This is a genomic window from Pseudomonas sp. F1_0610 (assembly GCF_047470865.1).
Taxonomy (GTDB): Bacteria; Pseudomonadota; Gammaproteobacteria; order Pseudomonadales; family Pseudomonadaceae; genus JAZDRH01.
In genome coordinates, this window is record NZ_JAZDRH010000007.1 from 19,720 (window position 1) to 37,603 (window position 17,884).

The window sequence follows — 17,884 nt, forward strand, 5'->3', positions numbered from 1 at the left end:
CGTGTCGTATTCAGGTACACCCAAAATGCGCTTTCTAAGCTGCCTACTCGGCAGTGAACGCTTAAGCAATTTCGCGTAACGCTTAATCGTTTTTCTAAGCTGCCTACTCGGCAGTGAACGGATTCAATCCCGATATTGTTACCCCACAAATTTTCTAAGCTGCCTACTCGGCAGTGAACGAAGCGGATGGGGCGTCGGTTCTATTGATTCATTTCTAAGCTGCCTACTCGGCAGTGAACTTCAGTTGGGTGAGGGTGCAATTGTTGATCTTTTTCTAAGCTGCCTACTCGGCAGTGAACCCATCAACTAAGCTTAGCGCGCCAACGTCACTTTTCTAAGCTGCCTACTCGGCAGTGAACTTTTACTTTTTGTTGTTGAGCAGCCAATGCTTTTTCTAAGCTGCCTACTCGGCAGTGAACATAGCCAAGCCATCGAATTGCATGAGCGTGTTTTTCTAAGCTGCCTACTCGGCAGTGAACACAGGGCGCAAGCATTACTCAATCATCATTATTTTCTAAGCTGCCTACTCGGCAGTGAACGGAACTTCCATGTCACCAATCATGATGGTTTTATTTCTAAGCTGCCTACTCGGCAGTGAACCAATGCCCTGATTCTCATCGCTATAAAGCACTGTTTCTAAGCTGCCTACTCGGCAGTGAACGCTGGTCTTTGCAAACGAAGACGGCACCAAATTTTCTAAGCTGCCTACTCGGCAGTGAACCCAATGGTATGACCAGTGGTGACTTCTTAACATTTCTAAGCTGCCTACTCGGCAGTGAACAATACAGCTTTGCCACAGCCTCGGTACCACGATTTCTAAGCTGCCTACTCGGCAGTGAACATTAAGCCGAACCCGCTCTATAAACAAGGGATTTTCTAAGCTGCCTACTCGGCAGTGAACTATAGATCATAGTCAAATAGTGCTTATTATTAAAGAACTTAGATGCTTTTTAGTGGAACAACCCAATATTTTTCATCAACATATAACTCATTGATTATATTATAAAAATATTTCTTACAAAAAATATTGGGTAAACTGGCACTTAAATTTAGCTTATTAAAAAGGAGTTAATGCCCCCTTAGCGAGCATTCTGAGTTTAAAAGCATCTTACGTCAAATTGGGCGTGCGATAGCCATTAAAACTGCCTAAACTATAAGGTATAGTTTTAGACCAACACCCTATTTCTAAAAAGACGCACAGCGCTAAGTAATTACATGTCAACGCTTTCTGACCATACTCCAATGATGCAGCAATATTGGCGATTGAAGAATCAGCATCCAAACCAACTGATGTTTTATCGCATGGGGGATTTTTACGAGCTTTTTTATGAGGACGCCAAAAAAGCTGCCCATTTGCTTGATATCACTCTTACTGCACGTGGTCAATCAGCAGGTCAAGCAGTGCCTATGGCAGGTATTCCTTTTCATGCCGCAGAAGGTTATTTAGCAAAGCTGGTGAGTCTTGGCCAATCTGTGGTGATTTGTGAGCAAGTAGGTGATCCTGCGACCAGTAAAGGCCCAGTTGAGCGCCAAGTAGTGCGTATATTAACTCCAGGCACAGTGACCGATGAGGCTTTACTTGATGAACGTCGAGATAATTTAATTGCGGCCGTTTTAGGGGACGAAAAGTTATTTGGCTTGGCTACTTTAGATATTGCAAGTGGTCGTTTTAGCGTACAAGAGCTAAACGGCTGGGACAATCTACTCGCTGAGATAGAGCGCTTAAACCCTGCTGAGCTGCTTATTCCTGATGATTGGCCACAAGGCTTACCGCTAGATAAGCGTCGTGGTTTACAGCGCCGAGCTCCATGGGATTTCGAGTTTGATAGCGCTCATAAAAGTCTATGCCAACAATTTGCTACTCAAGATTTAAAAGGCTTTGGCTGCGAAAATCTAAAACTTGCCATTAGTGCCGCTGGCTGCTTATTAATGTACGCCAAAGAAACCCAGCGTACAGCCCTGCCTCATCTACGTAGCTTATTGCACGAGCGACTTAGTGATACAGTTATTTTGGATGCTGCTACGCGCAAAAACTTAGAATTAGACCAAAACCTTGCAGGCGGTCGTGACAATACTTTGTTGTCTGTAATGGATAGAAATCAGACTGCTATGGGCACACGTTTGCTTGCCCGCTGGCTACATCGACCATTACGGCAAAAAGACGTACTGGAAGCACGCCAAGCCGCTATTAGTAATTTACTTGAAAGTTACCAGTTTGAAAAAGTACAACCGCATTTAAAGGAAATAGGCGATATTGAGCGTATTTTAGCTCGTATTGGTTTACGTAGTGCACGCCCGAGAGATCTGGCGCGTTTGCGTGATGCGCTCAACGCTCTACCTAATCTGCAGCAAGTGATTGCGCCTGTAGAAGCCGAACGAATAAAGTGTTTAGCGCAAAAAATTAGCACTTACCCTCAACTAGCGGACTTACTTGAGTCAGCTATTATTGATAATCCACCCGCTGTCATTCGTGATGGTGGCGTTCTAAAAATGGGCTATGACGCTGAATTAGACGAACTATTGTCTATTAGTGAAAATGCTGGCCAATATTTAATGGATTTGGAGGAACGGGAAAAAGCACGTACAGGGTTGGCCAATCTAAAAGTGGGCTATAACCGTGTGCATGGCTACTTTATTGAGATTCCTAGCAAACAAGCTGAAAGTGCACCGGCTGAGTATATTCGTCGACAAACCTTAAAAGGCGCTGAGCGCTTTATTACGCCTGAATTAAAAACCTTTGAAGATAAAGCGCTCTCTGCTAAAAGTCGTGCTTTAGCACGTGAAAAACAACTCTATGAAGAACTCATAGAAAAGCTGATTGAACAGCTAGCCCCCTTGCAAGATACTGCTAGCGCACTTGCTGAGCTCGATGTGCTAACTAACCTAGCAGAACGCGCATTAAACCTTGATTTAGCCTGTCCTAAATTCAGCCAAGAACCTTGTTTATCTATTGAACAAGGACGCCATCCTGTGGTTGAGCAAGTATTAACAACTCCCTTTGTGGCTAATGATTTAAACCTAAACAATGATACTCGCATGTTGATTATTACAGGTCCAAACATGGGCGGTAAATCAACCTATATGCGCCAAACAGCGCTAATTTCACTATTGGCACATATTGGCAGCTTTGTACCTGCAAAGGCCTGCACACTCTCATTAATGGATCGTATTTTTACCCGCATTGGTTCCAGTGATGACCTTGCGGGGGGACGCTCTACTTTTATGGTAGAGATGAGTGAAACAGCCAATATTTTACACAACACGACAGATAATAGCTTGGTATTAATGGATGAAGTAGGTCGTGGCACTAGCACTTTTGATGGGCTTTCGTTAGCTTGGGCAGCAGCTGAGCAGCTTGCTAAACTCAAATCTTGGACGCTCTTTGCAACACATTATTTTGAGCTTACAGCACTACCAGAGAATCTTCCCAGCGTAGCTAATGTGCATCTGAGCGCTACTGAACACCAAGAACGTATTGTCTTTTTACATAATGTTTTAGCTGGACCAGCCAGTCAAAGTTACGGCTTAGCTGTAGCCCAATTAGCCGGTGTGCCTGAGCCTGTTATCGCCCGTGCTAAAGAGCATTTAGCGCGTTTAGAACAAGCTAGCATTGATGAACAACAAGCCCCTTGTGTCTCGACTAAAGGCGCGCCAATGCAAGCCGATTTATTTGCTAGCGAACCGCACCCGCTCGTCAAAGCACTAAACCAATTGCAGCCAGATGATTTAACCCCACGTCAAGCACTTGAGTTGTTATATACATGGAAGCGTCAGATCTAACGTTTAGATCAACAAACTGATAGAATGCTGCGTTTATAATCACCTAACCGTTTTTAGAATTAACCCTTTCGCTAAATGTTACGCACAGATCAACATGAGCGACTGCTGAGGAGATAGCTTAAGATGACCTTCGTTGTCACTGATAACTGCGTTCGCTGCAAGTACACTGACTGTGTAGAAGTTTGCCCTGTGGATTGTTTCTATGAAGGCCCTAACTTCCTAGTTATTCACCCAGACGAATGTATTGACTGCGCACTTTGCGAACCAGAATGTCCAGCCGAGGCTATTTTTGCTGAAGATGAGCTACCTGATGATCAGCAAGAATACATGGAAATTAACCGTGAACTCGCTGATATCTGGCCTAATATTACTGAGAAAAAAGACGCCCTTCCTGATCATGAAGAATGGGACGGTGTTAAAGGTAAACTTCAGTATTTAGAACGCTAAAAGTGCTACCCATAAAAAACCTGCTGATGCAGGTTTTTTATGGTCCAAGTTAAATAAGCACTCTAGAACAGATGTGTCAGGCTTTCAGAAGTACTAATAAAGATATTTTTCTTTTGCGTATAAGCATCAAGAATCATCTTATGTGTTTCGCGTCCAATACCTGATTTTTTATAGCCTCCAAAGGGCGCATGCGCAGGTAACTGGTTATAGCAATTAACCCACATACGACCTGTACGTACAGCTTTAGCTACGCGCAAGGCACAATTGATATCACGTGTCCAGACGGCTCCACCTAAACCAAACTCGCTATTGTTTGCGATCTCTACTGCTTCTTGTTCAGTGTCAAATGGAATAACCGCGAGCACTGGTCCAAAGACTTCTTCACAGCTAATGCGCATGTCTGCCTTACAGTCAGCAATAATGGTAGGACGCAAAAAAGCACCTTGGCTACCAAGACGCTGACCACCCGTTAATAAGCGCGCGCCATCTTCTTTAGTGGCAATCTCTACGTAGCTAAGAATTTTCTGCATTTGGCTATCACTCACCTGTGTGCCCATTTGTGTAGCCGGATCCAATGGATCACCCACTTTTACAGATTCAAATTTAGCTTTTAGCTGCTTTAAAAATTCTTCATAAATAGGTCGCTGCACTAATAAACGCGAACCAGCACAACAGACTTGCCCTTGATTGAATAAAATACCAATAGCTGCACCTTCAACCGCCTTATCCATTTGCGCATCAGCAAATACAATATTGGCTGATTTTCCACCTAGCTCCAATGTGGCAGGTATTAGTTTTTCAGCTGCTGCTTTAGCCACGTTATAGCCAATGTCGGTTGAACCAGTAAATGCCAACTTACTAAAATCAGGATGATCAAGCATGTACTGCCCAGTTCGCGAGCCTGAGCCAGTTAGTATATTCACCACACCAGCAGGTAATACTTTACTTAATAAACGCCCAAACTCAATTAATGAGATTGACGTTTCTTTGGATGGCTTAATCACAATACAGTTGCCCGCCGCTAAGGCAGGCGCAATTTTCCACGCCCCCATTAAGAAAGGGAAATTCCACGGAATAATTTGCCCTACCACACCAATCGGCTCGCTTAAGACTAAACTTAAGGTGTCTTTATCTATCACATCGGCTTCATCGCTATGGGCACGAATAACACCTGCAAAATAGCGAAAATGATCGACCGCAGCAGGAATGTCTACGCTGCTGGTTTCACGAATAGGTTTGCCATTATCTAAGGTTTCTAAGGTAGCAAAGCGTTCAGTTTCTTGCTCTAGCAAGTCTGCAATTTTCAGCAAAAGCGCAGAGCGTTCAGCTGGGCTGGTTTGGCTCCAACGTGGAAAAGCTTGCCATGCACTTTTTACTGCCAAATCAACGTCTGCCTGTGAAGCTTCTGCTAGCACTGACAGTTGCTCACCAGTAGCAGGATTGTGGCTAATAAAGGTTTTTTTCTCTGAACCGTCGCACCATTGCCCATTAATAAGCAATTGGTACTGAGACTGAGGACGTAGTGCTTGTGCTAGATCTTTCAATAGTTTCATAAAAAACTCCTGATGAGCCAAGGGCAATTTTTAAGCTTACTGCGCTCTATCAGGCTTTGTATGTATCAGCTCAATACTTGATGATTTATGCTGTTTTTTTCGAATAATCTTTATTATTAGATGTTTCTTAGTGCTTACTTTTCTAAGTAAAAAATCAAAGAAGCCTTAAATAAGGCTTCTTTGATTGAAGGTTAACGGCTAACGACTTGCTTTTGCTTGTTACTATCAATGGCCATGCTAGTTTGCGCCCATTCACGCCATTGTTTCACACGTTGGCGATCAGCTCCTGCACGTTCAGCCGAATCCAGTGCGGTTAAGCCTTGCTGCCAATTATTTTGTTGCATTTCTAGCTGAGCAACTGTCATCCAATGTTGTGCTTTACCTGTGCGTTTGGCTAATTGACCATAGGCTTGCGCTGCTTGCTTACGCTCACGCGCCTGCCAATAAAGCTGAGCTAAACGCTCTTCACGAGATAAGCTTTTTGAAAGCAAACCTGTTTGCAGCATATTTTCTAACAAACGAGCTCCTTGCCAAGGCTGATCAGAAGCTGCAGCCATGGCAACTAAGTTATCGAGGTCATTTTCTGAGAATTTCAGGCCTCGGCTATAAGCTGCACGTAAAGTTGCCATAGCACGTACATGAGAGCCGGCCATTTGTTGAATACCGGCCAGTTGGCGCCACTGGCGAACATCTGTTTCGTGACGCAATAAGAGTTTACGCTGCCAAGTTTCAGCGTCTTTATACCGCTTTAATTCAATATTGGCACCAATCATAAACTGCAACCACTGATCATCAATACTAGGTTGTTTCGCAAGGTAGCGCTCAGCTAGCGGCAAGGCTTGATCATAACGCCCTAAACGCTGCCAAGACTGAATTTTCATTTGTAGGATTTCATCTGTTTCTGCAGCATTGGCTAAATAATTCACAGCTTTTTGATAATCCTTTTGAATGAAATACAGTTTGCCTAAGCTTAGCTGATCTTCCTTGGTTTGATTTGTATCGAGCTTTTTAGACGCTAACGCCTTTTCAATAAGCCCAACAGCTTTTGCTGTGTTGCCTTGCGCCCAAGCAATATAGCCTTGACTGCGCCAAACCAGTGCTTGTTCTAATGTTCCATCTTTTAAGCTAAGGTTTGCCAGTTTCTGCTGAGCTGAATCTAGTCGTCCTGACTGCTGCTCACTTTGTGCACTTTGCAAGGCTTTAAGTACTTCAGGTGCAACTGTTGTTTGCGCCTGTATTTGTACAGATGCTGAAACCAATAGCAAGGTTAATAGCCAACGAGACATCATGAATAACCTCTTTGTTCTTTGAAGAACACTCTATTAGTAGTTAGAGATCATTAGCCATAGGCTAACGACCTCGCTCTAAACGGAATTGCAATGTTTTAGTGGCTTCACGGTCAACGCTAATACCACCTTCTGTGCGTGGCGCAAAACGCCAACGTGTTGCTGCTCTACGTGCCTCTCGATCAAACACATTACGTGGCGATGAATCTACCACGCGAATATTCTCTACACGCCCATCTCTTGTAATGGTGAATGCCAATTTCACATAGCCTTCAATACCGCGACGACGCGCTTGATCGGGATAAACAGGCAATACTTCATTAAGTGGAATCACTTCTGAGTCATCACCTGGGCTGCCGCCTCCGCCCTCATTAGCAGGTGGCGCACTTGGCGCGCTGGCAACCCCTGCGGTTAACCCACTAAGATTTGGCGTACTTGAACTAATTGAAATGTTACTCGTCAAGTTAGGAATTGACATATCAATTACTTGCGACACAGCAGTAGGCGCTTGCATCTGAGGCTGCATACTTTGTTGTGTTGGCGGTGTTACCTGCTGTGGCTCTTCTGGCGCTTGTTGGCGCTGACGAGCTGGGTCGCTATTTTTGCTTTTTGCCATAGGCACAAAATGTCCGACCTTCAAAGGTTCATCATCCACGCTATTACTCGGTGGAAAGATCATTACCAGCATCAACACAAAACTACCAATTGCCAAGGCAAGTGCTAACAAAAATGCTATGGCCCAACGCATTAGCGCGACTCCGCAGAAGCAGCCAAGGCGACATCACGAACGCCAGCAAGGCGTGCCTGATCCATCACTTGCACCACTAAACCTGTACGCGCATCCTGATCTGCTTGTACTACCACAATGCCTTCTGGCTGCTCTTGACGTAAACGCTCAACATGCGCCCGCACGCTACGTACATCAACAGCTTGTTTATCCAGCCAAACTTGCCCATCTGCAGTTACTGCAATCAAAATATTGCCTTTTTCTTGATTGCTAGCAGTCTCTGCTTGAGGACGGTTAACCTCTACACCTGACTCTTTGATAAAAGAGCTGGTAACAATAAAGAAGATCAACATAATAAACACCACATCTAACATGGGCGTTAGGTCGATACCTTGATCATCTTCTTCACGATAACTACGGCGACGCAAACTCATCGTCAATCATCCATTATTTATTCATAACGCAGCTGATCTGCCAGCCGACCTAGTGCACGACGAGCATCACGCTCAAGCCGCGCCAAACTAAACATGCCACTGATGGCTAAAACCATGCCTGCTAACGTTGGTAAGGTTGCTTGCCAAACACCAGATGCCATTGCTCTTGGATTACCTGCACCATCAACTGACAACACATCGAATACAGAGATCATACCGGTTACCGTGCCAAGCAAACCTAACAATGGAAACAAGCTGATTAAGGTTCGATTCAAGCGCAGTGGATTGAGCAGTTGCTGTTCAGCTTGTGATAACCAAGCAGAACGCACAGAGCGTGTACATAAACTATGGCTGACTTCGTCTTGGCAAATCAGCTTCCAGGCTTGCTTACGATCTTTTGCCCAGCTTGGGAAAATACGTAAAGTGAACCACCAGTGGCCTAGCGTAAGCGTCCAAAAAGCAACACATACGCCCGCCAAAAACCACATTTCAGCACCACCTGCTGACATGAAGTCGAGCAAGTCGTGGGCTCTGTCAACCAACCAGAACCAATACGCTTGCCAATTACTCATCACGTGGTTTCTTTCCTGTTATTTGCAATGACAATAAGCCCACACATTGCTGCTCAAGTAACTGTACAAGGGCTTTGCAACGGCTAGCGACAAGGCTATGTAAAAACAGCATAGGAATAGCAACAACCAGCCCTTGCACTGTAGTCACCAAGGCTTGTGAAATACCATCCGCCATTAAGCGTGAATCACCGCCACCACTTTGGGTAATGGCTTGGAAGGTAATAATCATACCTGTTACCGTACCTAACAAACCCAACAAAGGCGCCACCGCTGCGATCAGCTTGAGCAACCCTTGTCCACCTTCCAGCTTAGGCACTTCACGCATGACGGCTTCGTCTAACTTAAGTTCTAAGGTTTCAATATCATTGACTGTAGGATTACTGCCGAATACACCAATCACACGACCTAAAGGGTTGTTATCTTTAGGCGCAGCAAGATTGCGCATTTGTGCACGCACTTTAGCTGTTACTGTTGCTAAATAGGTCATACGCCATAATGCAAATAAAATACCTAAAGCGCCTAGGGTTAAAATAACCCAACCTACAAAGCCACCTTGCTGCACTCGCTCGAAGAACGTAGGTTCACGCTGTAGCTGTTCAATCAGGGATCCGCGTGTAGGATCAACTAATAAGGCTGATAGATCAGTATTCGCTTGCTGCCAATGGGCTACTTGGCTAAAACCTTCTGGTTGTTTATTAAGGATGCTAAACGCATCAGAGCCTTCTGCATAGCTTAAGAATGCTTGATTACTATACGCAGAGAACGGACCTACACGCCATACATCCTGCTGTGTACGTTGTCCATCTTTTCCCACTACAGGCGCAGAGAACTTCTCCACACGGCCTGAAGCGGCTAAGTCTTCTAACAGTGTCATCCAATAGCCTTCTACTTGCTCGGCTGTTGGTAGCTTACGACTGGCGGATAGTTTCTCTAACTGGGCAATGCGTTCTGGGTATTGCACATTCAATAAACTGCTTTGCCACTGACCTGCTACATCACCGGCACTTTGACGCACAACAGTAAAGAGTTCACCTAACGCACCAGTGCGTTCTTTAAGTAATTTCTCTTGTTCAGCTAGAATTTTTTCATTTTCTTCAAACTGTGCCTTTAAAGTGGCGGCCTCAGTTTCTTGCGCTTTTAGCTCTGCTTGTGCTTTGGCTAGCACACTTGATTGCTGGTTACGATCAGATAAAAAACTTTGCTCGCGTTGCTGCATAGCTTGTTCTTCAGCAACTTTCTCACTGCGAATACGCTGCAACAGTTGATCTGGGGTTAAGACTTCAGCCTGTGCGCTAGCTAGAGTAGCTAATGCGAGGGCACTGGCAATTAACAAACGCTTCACTGTTTAGCCTCCAACGCTGCAGTTTTAATTGGGAGATCAAGCCATGTTGTGGTTTTTTCTTGACGAGCCACACCAATGGCATGACGTAGTGTTCTGCGAACGCTGTTATCTAGCACTTCCCATTGACGGGTTTTACTATTAAACCAGCCGCTTTCATGTCCATCTGGTGTTTGGTAATAAAGCATTACGCGGCCTACACGTAAGAAATCAACCGTACGTTGTTTTTTATCTGTTTCAATTTCGCCACGCCATGCTTCTAGCGTGCGCCCATAATCGCTTTCAATTTGGTAGGCTTCTAGAATACGGCGGTATTTTTCAGCAACGCCAACATCAGCACGAGGTAGTAACTCTTCTAAAGTGCTAATGCGATCAGCGCGCTCTTGCGGAAGGAAAGGTACATCAGCTGCAACAAACTCAGCCAATACTTGAACCATACGACGCATTAAGGGAGTGACAGCTTCTTCAGTTCGCTCAATGGTATCAAGCTGTTGTTGATAGCTTTCAAGTTCTGCTTGTTGCGCGGCTACCAGTTCACGCATTTGGGCGTTGTACTCTTTTAAGGATTGCGCTTGATGTACGGAATAACGATAGTCATCCAACATCTTTTGTGTTGCATCATCAAGACCTTCAATTCGTTTTTGCGAAGATTGTGCTGCCTGACTCAATTGAGTACTGGCATCTAAGGCTTCATCAAGCGGCGCTGCAAAGGCTAGAGGAGAGGCTAACAAGCACCCCACTACTAACGGGCGCAAGGCTGGTAGACGCATGAACTTATGTCCCTTAACTGATTAATATTTCTAAAGAAGAATGATTATCATCTTCCGCAGTAAACAAATCAAGGGAAAGATCAGAATATTTTGCTGTATGTCTCTTAGTCGAACACTTCAACTCAGTCTACAATGCCGCTAGCTAAACACTCTCCATCTAGCCATAAACGCCATTGTCCTGCTCTATATAGAGTCCATTGCTCATCATGAGTTAAAGGTTCTGTGGCTATCACCGTCACTACATCATTCTTGGTCGTTTCCGCTTGAAAATCGACTTTAACATCAGCGTCTTTTAATGTAGCGGGACCAAATGGCGCACGTCGGGTAATACAAGCTAATTTGCTGGAACAAAAGCTAAAGAGCCATTCTCCATTGCTAAGTAAGCAATTGAAAACACCTTGCTGACGATACTCTGCGCAGGCTTGACTCAGTACTGGTAATAGCTCGTGATAATTAGGTTCTGTATCAAATACATGGCGAATACGATTGAGCAAATCGCAAAAGGCAGCTTCACTATCAGTTGTGCCAATGGGCTGGTAAAAATCTGTTAATCCTTGAAAGTTAGGCATTTGTCCATTATGTGCAAAGCACCAACTGCGCCCCCACAACTCACGCACAAAAGGATGTGTATTGGCTAAACAAACATTACCCACATTTGCTTGGCGAATATGCGCAATAATAGCTGTACTTTTTATGGGGTACCCTTGAATAAGCTGAGCCACTTCTGATTCAGAGCTGGCTTTTGGATCTTGAAACACGCGAATGCCACGCCCCTCATAAAAGCCAATACCCCAACCATCTTTGTGAGGCCCTGTTTTGCCGCCACGCTGCATTAACCCTGTAAAACTAAATACAATATCGGTTGGTACATTGGCGCTCATTCCCAGCAATTCGCACATAGTTTTTCCTAACGCTCAGCCATAAATTCAATAGGTTCATTTGCCGCATTAAGCCTGCACAGCTAAATACAATGTCGATTGATACATTGTATTAATAATATCTCGTTGTACACAGAAATAAGACTTCACTACATTCCTTTCCTCCCGAGTTTGCGCACCTTTGGACTGCATGTACTCGAGCAGAATAAGCATCAACACTATTAAACCCCCAACCCGCCTTTTTATTAGGAGCCCAATATACAGAAACACAGCCATTATAAAATGTAATTAAAAGCTCACAGTTATTTTTTTTACCACTGTGTTTATTTTGGCACGATTTTAATGCTGTATCTTTAGCATAATATTCCGACTGAGCATCATATGCCCCGCCAAATATTCCTGTATTTAAATCTATATATACTGCTCCCCAATATGTTTGAGAAAACGCATTATTAGAGACAAATAAAAAACAAGAAACTAGCAACATATTGCGAAAAAACTTCATAATACTGAACCACCTATTAAAAATAATTTTATACAAAGGATTATTAAATTAACTCTAATACTAATAATACCTTGCTGTGCAGAAATTTAATATTTCCTTACATTGCTTACCACCTACACCTGAACAACCTGAAACAGCGTTCATTCTCGCAATATACATGTCATGACCATTAAATCCCCAGCCATAGTTTTTAGTGATAGAAGACCAATAAATAGAAATACATCCATTATAAAAAGCTTGAACAAATTGACATTCTCCCTGCTTTCCTGAGTTTTTTATCTTACAATGCTTTAAAGCTTCATTTTCAGCTTCAGATTGCCCTTCCCAATTCCAAGATGCTCCTGTAATACCTGTTTGTTTATTAATATAAACAGCCCCCCAAAACTTTTGTGCAAGTGCATTATTAGAAATAAATAAAAAAGAAAAAACCAATAATATAGTACCAAATTTTCTCATAATACTAACCTATATAAATATTAAGCTAATTTACCACCAGCAGCTAAGCCAAAACAACTAAAAATATAGCCCCCTATTAGACGATGCAATACTAAATATCTGCAGATTAAAAAACACTTTCATATAAAATCGTTTTATTGACCACTCTAACATTAGTAATATCTTGTCGTGCAAAAACTCAGAACTTCTCTGCACTCTATCCCGCCTGATTCTTGGCATGCCTGAGCTGCCTGGAATTTAGCATTGTAAGTATCAATTCCATTTACTCCCCAGCCACCTTTAGCATTATTTCCTATATATATAGATACACAACCATTGTAAAAAGATTGGGCAAAAACACAATTATTACTTTTTCCATTATGTTTTTTTACACATGAATCCAAGGCAACTTTTTTTGCCTCAGATTCGCTACTCATATTATACGAGCCACCCGCTATTCTAGTGTTTTTATCTACATAAACTGCTCCCCAATAATACTGGGAATAAGCTGAATTTGAGAACAATAATAATAATATTGCACTAAATTTGATAAATTCTTTCCTAAAAATAAACAACATAAGATTCCTTTTTTTCTCCATTATTTTCTAGCCTAGCAGTTAGTCTTCCAGAAGGCCCCTGTGCACTACCGAAACCTCCTGTGATCTACTCGTATTACACCGGAAGAACTCACTATTAAACTTACCATATTTGCTGACTCTGAAACTCATCGGTTTAAAACCATACAAGCAATTAAACATTGGATAGCATAAAGCATGATATTTGCTGCCTCATCATTATTACTACCCCTGGAACTAATCATGCTTTTATCGCAACCTTGAGTAATTTCTGTGCTTTTCTATAAAAGCTTTTTTTAAAGTTCCTTTTCCTTTAGCTTGGCACATTTATATTTTTATACCTTTTTGCACAAATAAAGCAAACACTGTAATTGCAGAGTCTATTATCAAGATTAAAATAAAACACATGATTGAGCATTAAAATTGAGCCTGCTGTTACATATAGCCTGTGATTAGCATTCCAATAAACCACTCAGCAGGCTCATGCCTAGACGTTCATTCCCAGCAGTTCGCACATAGTTTTTCTTAACGTTCAGCGACAAACTCAATAGGTTCATCATTATCAATTATTTGAGCTTCTTCTGCTTGACGCTGCTGTTGAGCTAAGGCCTGTGCTTCTAATTTAGCTTTTTTACGTTTTTGATACATACGCAAGAAAGGAAAACGAACAACTGCAAAGGCAATATAGGTACCAAAGGCAATCTGTGTATAGCCAGCAAAGTCCGCCACCGTTATAACAGGAAAGCTCTCACCTAAAACTAGCCAAGAAGCAATCACCACTATGGCTGGGCTGTACCATTGCGTATCAATAATGGCAGGGGTGAAAATAATCAGGCCCATGGCCACCCATAAAGGCTCTCGTAAGTAGCGCCACATCCAACCAGTCATTTTCATCCAAACTAACATTGCCATTAGTCCAGCGGCTAAGTAGATGCCCCACGCAATTTGGTAGTCGTTTTCAAACATAATCATTAGTACAAAGCAAGTGTAGGTGGCTTATCATACATGCATAGTTGTTTTCATAACATGTTATGCAGCATAAGTTCTGTAAGTTTTAGGTAGGCGTAAATGACACACCCAGTTAATCCTGATCATAATGACGAGTTTCAATGGCTTGAGCAACGCGACACGCCTGAAGTTATGCAATTTTTACAAAATGAAAATCAAGCTATTGATGATTTTTTCTCTAAGCATAATGATTTTCGTGCTCCTTTGTTTGAGGAAATCAAAGCACGTATTAAAGAAACCGATTTATCGCTGCCTGAACCTGACGGTGACTTTCTGTACTACCAAAGTACTCAGGCAGGTGATGAGTATCCTCGTTATTTTCGCTGCCAACGTACAACTGACTTAAGTATTGATAACGCCAGTCAAACACTGCTGCTTGATCCCAACCTGTTAGCTGGTGAAGGTTTTTTTGATTTAGGCAGCCTTAATATTAGTCCCAACCATCGTTATATGGCTTATAGCCTCGACACCACTGGCAGTGAGGTTTATCGCCTTTTTATCAAAGACTTAAAAACCAACAAAACAACCGAGCTGCCCTTTACTGAGTGCGACGGTAGCTTTGTTTGGGCAAACAATAGCCGGCATTTTTTCTTTGCTGTATTAGATGAAATGCACCGTCCTTATCGCATTATGCGTAGCTGTTTAGGCAGCAAGCAGGCAGATACTGTATTCACCGAAGAAGACCAGCGTTTTTTTGTGCAAATAGAAAACTCTGCTGACGAGCAGGTGTTAACTATTCACAGCCAAAGCAAAAACACCACAGAAGTTTGGGTGCTCAACGCCAACCAAATTGAGTTTGACTTTATTTGTGTGCAGCCACGCCAACAACAGCATGAATATTATGTCGACCATGGCATATGGCAAGGCAACCCTTGCTGGTTTATCCAAACAAACCGAGATGGCATCAACTTTGCGCTCTATATTTCTCATAGCAATATTCCTAGCCAGTCTACTTGGCAATTGCTATTTGCCCATGACCCGCAGCGTATGTTAGAAAGCTTTACACTCAATCAGTTTGCTGTAGTTCTCAGTTACCGTGAGCAAGCTCTGCCCGTATTAGAGATACACAACCAAAATGGTAGACATCGTCTAACTCAGCCTGATGCCGTTTATAACCTATCTATTCAAAATAGCTTAGAGTTCAAACAACCCTGTATTCGATTACGCTATGAGTCTTTAAATAGACCTGCGCAAATTTCAGCGCTTAATCTACAAACACTCGAACAAAAACCACTCAAATCAGTACCTGTATTAGGCCAGTTTAATGCCGATGACTACCAAAGCATTCGTGTATGGGCAACAGCACAAGATGGCACGCAGATTCCTATTAGTTTGGTCGCACAGCGATCTGTTTTGCAAAAAGCACAAGCTGCTCCTTTATACTTATATGGCTATGGTGCTTATGGTGAAAGTCTGGATGCGTGGTTTTCCCATGCACGCTTAAGTCTACTTAACCGTGGCTTTATCTTCGCTATTGCCCATGTACGTGGTGGCGGTGAACTGGGAGAGGCTTGGTATCTCAATGGCAAGTTAGAGCACAAAGAAAATACCTTTAACGATTTTATTAGTTGTGCTGAACACTTAATCGCACAAGGCTTTACCTCTTCGCAGCAACTGGTCATTAATGGCGCCAGCGCTGGCGGCTTATTAATAGGCAATGTGCTCAATCAGCGCCCTGATTTATTTGCTTGTGCAGTCGCAGAAGTTCCTTTTGTTGATACCTTAAACACCATGCTCAATCCTGATTTACCGCTAACTATTACCGAATATGATGAATGGGGTGATCCCAATCAGCCAGAAGCTTATCAACGCATTTTAAGTTATTCACCTTATGACAATATCCAAAGCCAAGCGTACCCTGCCATTTTGTCAGTGGCTGGTTATAACGATACGCGGGTGCAATACTGGGAAGCGGCGAAATGGGTGTGTAAACTGCGTAAACACAACCTCAGCCAACAACCTATCTTGCTAAAAACGGATCTCAATGCAGGGCATGGCGGTGCCAGTGGTCGCTATCAAGCTCTGCATGACTGCGCGTTAGAGTACGCCTTTATTTTCAATCAATTAGGAGTTACACCATGAATCAACCCTATTTTTCAGAAGAAGATTTAGTAGATTTATGGGAGTACGGCTATGCAGATGAAGATCCTTACCATGAAGCGCCCCCTAGCGATGAATACATTGCTGCAATTGAGCAAAAACTTGGCGGTTATAAATTGCCTGCGGCGTATATCGAGTTAATGCGAAAACATAATGGTGGCTATTTAAAACGCGATTGTTTTGTCATGAGCGAGGATGATGAATGGGAAGGGTTTAACCTTTCATTATCAGGTCTTTACGCAGTAGGTGAAAAAGCTAGATATTCATTGCTGGGCGAATTTGGGCAAAACAACGCCAAAGCCTGGGGCTATCCTGAAGTTGGCGTTTATTTTGCGGATACCATTTCTGGAGGACATGACTTAGTAGCCTTTGATTACCGTCAATGTGGCAAGCAAGGCGAGCCTAGTATTGTGCATATTGACCAAGAATCAGACTATTGCATCACACCAATTGCCCCTGATTTCACTCATTTTATTCAAGGTTTAGTTGACAGTGAAAGTTTAATTGATGAAGAAGCCGAGCGCGAGGCTGAGCTAGCTACAGTTGAGCGCGGCACTTTTTCACCTATTATTTTAAAAGCAATGGCGAAAATTCAACATGAAACGCCTAATTTCCCTCACTATTTGCGCTCATTAGGCAAGCGCATTGTGCAAGAGAAAGGGCATTTTAGCCTACATAACGACGCGCAATCTTGGCTAATGTTTGATGCTTTATTTTACCTCTACAGCCAACTAACAACAGCACAATCTATTGAGCATTTTCTTAACGAACCCAAACAATTTGAAACCCGTTATGACTTACCCAGTTTTGGCTTAATGATTGTATTCTCTATTGTTGATGACACGCGTTATAGCTTTTGCACTGGAGGTATTGGTTACGGTTTCTTACGTGACTGGTGGGAAAAGCGTTTAGAGGAAGGCAGCTTAGAGCAGAGTAATCAAGGCTATATTTTTAGTATACATAAACAACAACAATTACTGAAAGCACTAACACAACTCTAATTTTTATCAGCCTATAGTGCCTCTAAAGATTAATACTTATTAAAATAACTTTATGCTATTGCTCCCAAAACACCTATATTTAAACACGAACCCCTAACCTGTGCTTTTAAATAAGAAAACAGCCAGAGACAATAGCTACAAGTGCAACCCCACCCAATATAGCCATCATTTTAACAGCCAGCGTATTAAGCTTAGTAACTTTACCATATTTATTCTCATATTCGTCCCCTTTTTTTAAAAGAAAATAATTATAAATACAAATAAGGGTAAATTTAGAATTTTATTGAGTGCCTCGCTGTTTAAAAAAGACACTAAAATAGGCACTAAATACACAGCTGCACCAAGCCAACCATTCTAATTCAAGTCATACGCACGCCTTACATATAATGCTGTAAGAAATATAACAATTGGAGTCTGCCAAGTAAACAAAAGTATTTCGTTATGTATGAAAAAATAGGTTGTTAACAATATAAG

At 42.6% G+C, this 17,884-nt stretch carries 16 protein-coding genes and 1 CRISPR repeat array (1 of these 17 cut by a window edge); of the genes, 4 read left to right on the plus strand and 12 right to left on the minus strand.

From position 1 onward, the window contains the following. Positions 1-901: direct repeats of the CRISPR family, unit length 28 nt; unit sequence TTTCTAAGCTGCCTACTCGGCAGTGAAC (it extends 569 nt beyond the left edge of the window). A gap of 314 nt (positions 902-1,215) precedes the next feature. Both mutS and fdxA read left to right on the plus strand, forming a co-directional pair. Continuing rightward, a complete protein-coding gene (mutS, locus tag VQ643_RS05630) occupies positions 1,216-3,780 on the plus strand; it encodes a DNA mismatch repair protein MutS (protein ID WP_414198314.1) in 2,565 nt (854 codons plus the stop codon). Between the two features lie 123 nt (positions 3,781-3,903). Continuing rightward, complete coding sequence (gene fdxA / locus VQ643_RS05635) at positions 3,904-4,227, plus strand: ferredoxin FdxA (protein WP_414198316.1); 324 nt, start codon at positions 3,904-3,906, stop codon at positions 4,225-4,227. A 62-nt stretch (positions 4,228-4,289) separates the two neighbouring features. Here the strand turns inward: fdxA and VQ643_RS05640 are convergent, their stop codons facing one another. From VQ643_RS05640 to VQ643_RS05695, 12 genes are all read right to left on the minus strand, one after another. Next, positions 4,290-5,780 carry an aldehyde dehydrogenase family protein gene (locus VQ643_RS05640; RefSeq protein ID WP_414198318.1) on the minus strand — a complete coding sequence of 497 codons (1,491 nt, stop codon included), beginning with the start codon at positions 5,778-5,780 and terminating at the stop codon, positions 4,290-4,292. Positions 5,781-5,971: 191 nt separating this feature from the next. Next, positions 5,972-7,069: a tetratricopeptide repeat protein gene (locus VQ643_RS05645; RefSeq protein ID WP_414198319.1), complete on the minus strand. Its 1,098-nt coding sequence runs from the start codon at positions 7,067-7,069 to the stop codon at positions 5,972-5,974. A gap of 61 nt (positions 7,070-7,130) precedes the next feature. Continuing rightward, positions 7,131-7,814 (minus strand): energy transducer TonB, encoded by a 684-nt coding sequence (locus VQ643_RS05650; protein WP_414198321.1) that lies wholly within the window; start codon positions 7,812-7,814, stop codon positions 7,131-7,133. Further along, positions 7,814-8,227, minus strand: coding sequence for an ExbD/TolR family protein (locus VQ643_RS05655; RefSeq protein ID WP_414198323.1), 414 nt, complete (start codon positions 8,225-8,227; stop codon positions 7,814-7,816). Before VQ643_RS05655 ends, VQ643_RS05650 begins: the two co-directional genes overlap by 1 nt. A 17-nt stretch (positions 8,228-8,244) precedes the next feature. Then, positions 8,245-8,799, minus strand: a complete 555-nt coding sequence (locus VQ643_RS05660) for a MotA/TolQ/ExbB proton channel family protein (protein ID WP_414198325.1) — start codon at positions 8,797-8,799, stop codon at positions 8,245-8,247. Continuing rightward, a complete protein-coding gene (locus VQ643_RS05665) occupies positions 8,792-10,141 on the minus strand; it encodes a MotA/TolQ/ExbB proton channel family protein (RefSeq protein WP_414198327.1) in 1,350 nt (449 codons plus the stop codon). Before VQ643_RS05665 ends, VQ643_RS05660 begins: the two co-directional genes overlap by 8 nt. Further along, a complete protein-coding gene (locus VQ643_RS05670) occupies positions 10,138-10,908 on the minus strand; it encodes a DUF3450 domain-containing protein (protein ID WP_414198328.1) in 771 nt (256 codons plus the stop codon). Before VQ643_RS05670 ends, VQ643_RS05665 begins: the two co-directional genes overlap by 4 nt. Before the next feature lie 122 nt (positions 10,909-11,030). After that, the gene (locus tag VQ643_RS05675; RefSeq protein ID WP_414198329.1) at positions 11,031-11,807 is read right to left on the minus strand and encodes a class II glutamine amidotransferase; all 777 of its coding nucleotides are present in this window, start codon (positions 11,805-11,807) and stop codon (positions 11,031-11,033) included. Between the two features lie 91 nt (positions 11,808-11,898). Then, on the minus strand, positions 11,899-12,291 hold the full coding sequence (locus tag VQ643_RS05680; RefSeq protein WP_414198331.1) for a DUF4189 domain-containing protein: 393 nt from the start codon (positions 12,289-12,291) through the stop codon (positions 11,899-11,901). A gap of 60 nt (positions 12,292-12,351) precedes the next feature. Next, on the minus strand, positions 12,352-12,747 hold the full coding sequence (locus VQ643_RS05685) for a DUF4189 domain-containing protein (RefSeq protein WP_414198332.1): 396 nt from the start codon (positions 12,745-12,747) through the stop codon (positions 12,352-12,354). 152 nt (positions 12,748-12,899) lie between these two features. Continuing rightward, on the minus strand, positions 12,900-13,304 hold the full coding sequence (locus VQ643_RS05690; protein WP_414198333.1) for a DUF4189 domain-containing protein: 405 nt from the start codon (positions 13,302-13,304) through the stop codon (positions 12,900-12,902). Between the two features lie 522 nt (positions 13,305-13,826). Continuing rightward, positions 13,827-14,273 (minus strand): MFS transporter, encoded by a 447-nt coding sequence (locus VQ643_RS05695; protein WP_414198335.1) that lies wholly within the window; start codon positions 14,271-14,273, stop codon positions 13,827-13,829. A gap of 96 nt (positions 14,274-14,369) precedes the next feature. On the opposite strand from VQ643_RS05695, the gene VQ643_RS05700 reads away from it, so the two are divergent. Together VQ643_RS05700 and VQ643_RS05705 are read left to right on the plus strand one after the other, a co-directional pair. Next, positions 14,370-16,391, plus strand: a complete 2,022-nt coding sequence (locus VQ643_RS05700) for a S9 family peptidase (protein WP_414198336.1) — start codon at positions 14,370-14,372, stop codon at positions 16,389-16,391. Continuing rightward, complete coding sequence (locus VQ643_RS05705) at positions 16,388-17,410, plus strand: SMI1/KNR4 family protein (RefSeq protein WP_414198337.1); 1,023 nt, start codon at positions 16,388-16,390, stop codon at positions 17,408-17,410. The genes VQ643_RS05700 and VQ643_RS05705 overlap by 4 nt, the downstream gene beginning before the upstream one ends. The last annotated feature ends 474 nt before the right edge of the window (positions 17,411-17,884 follow it).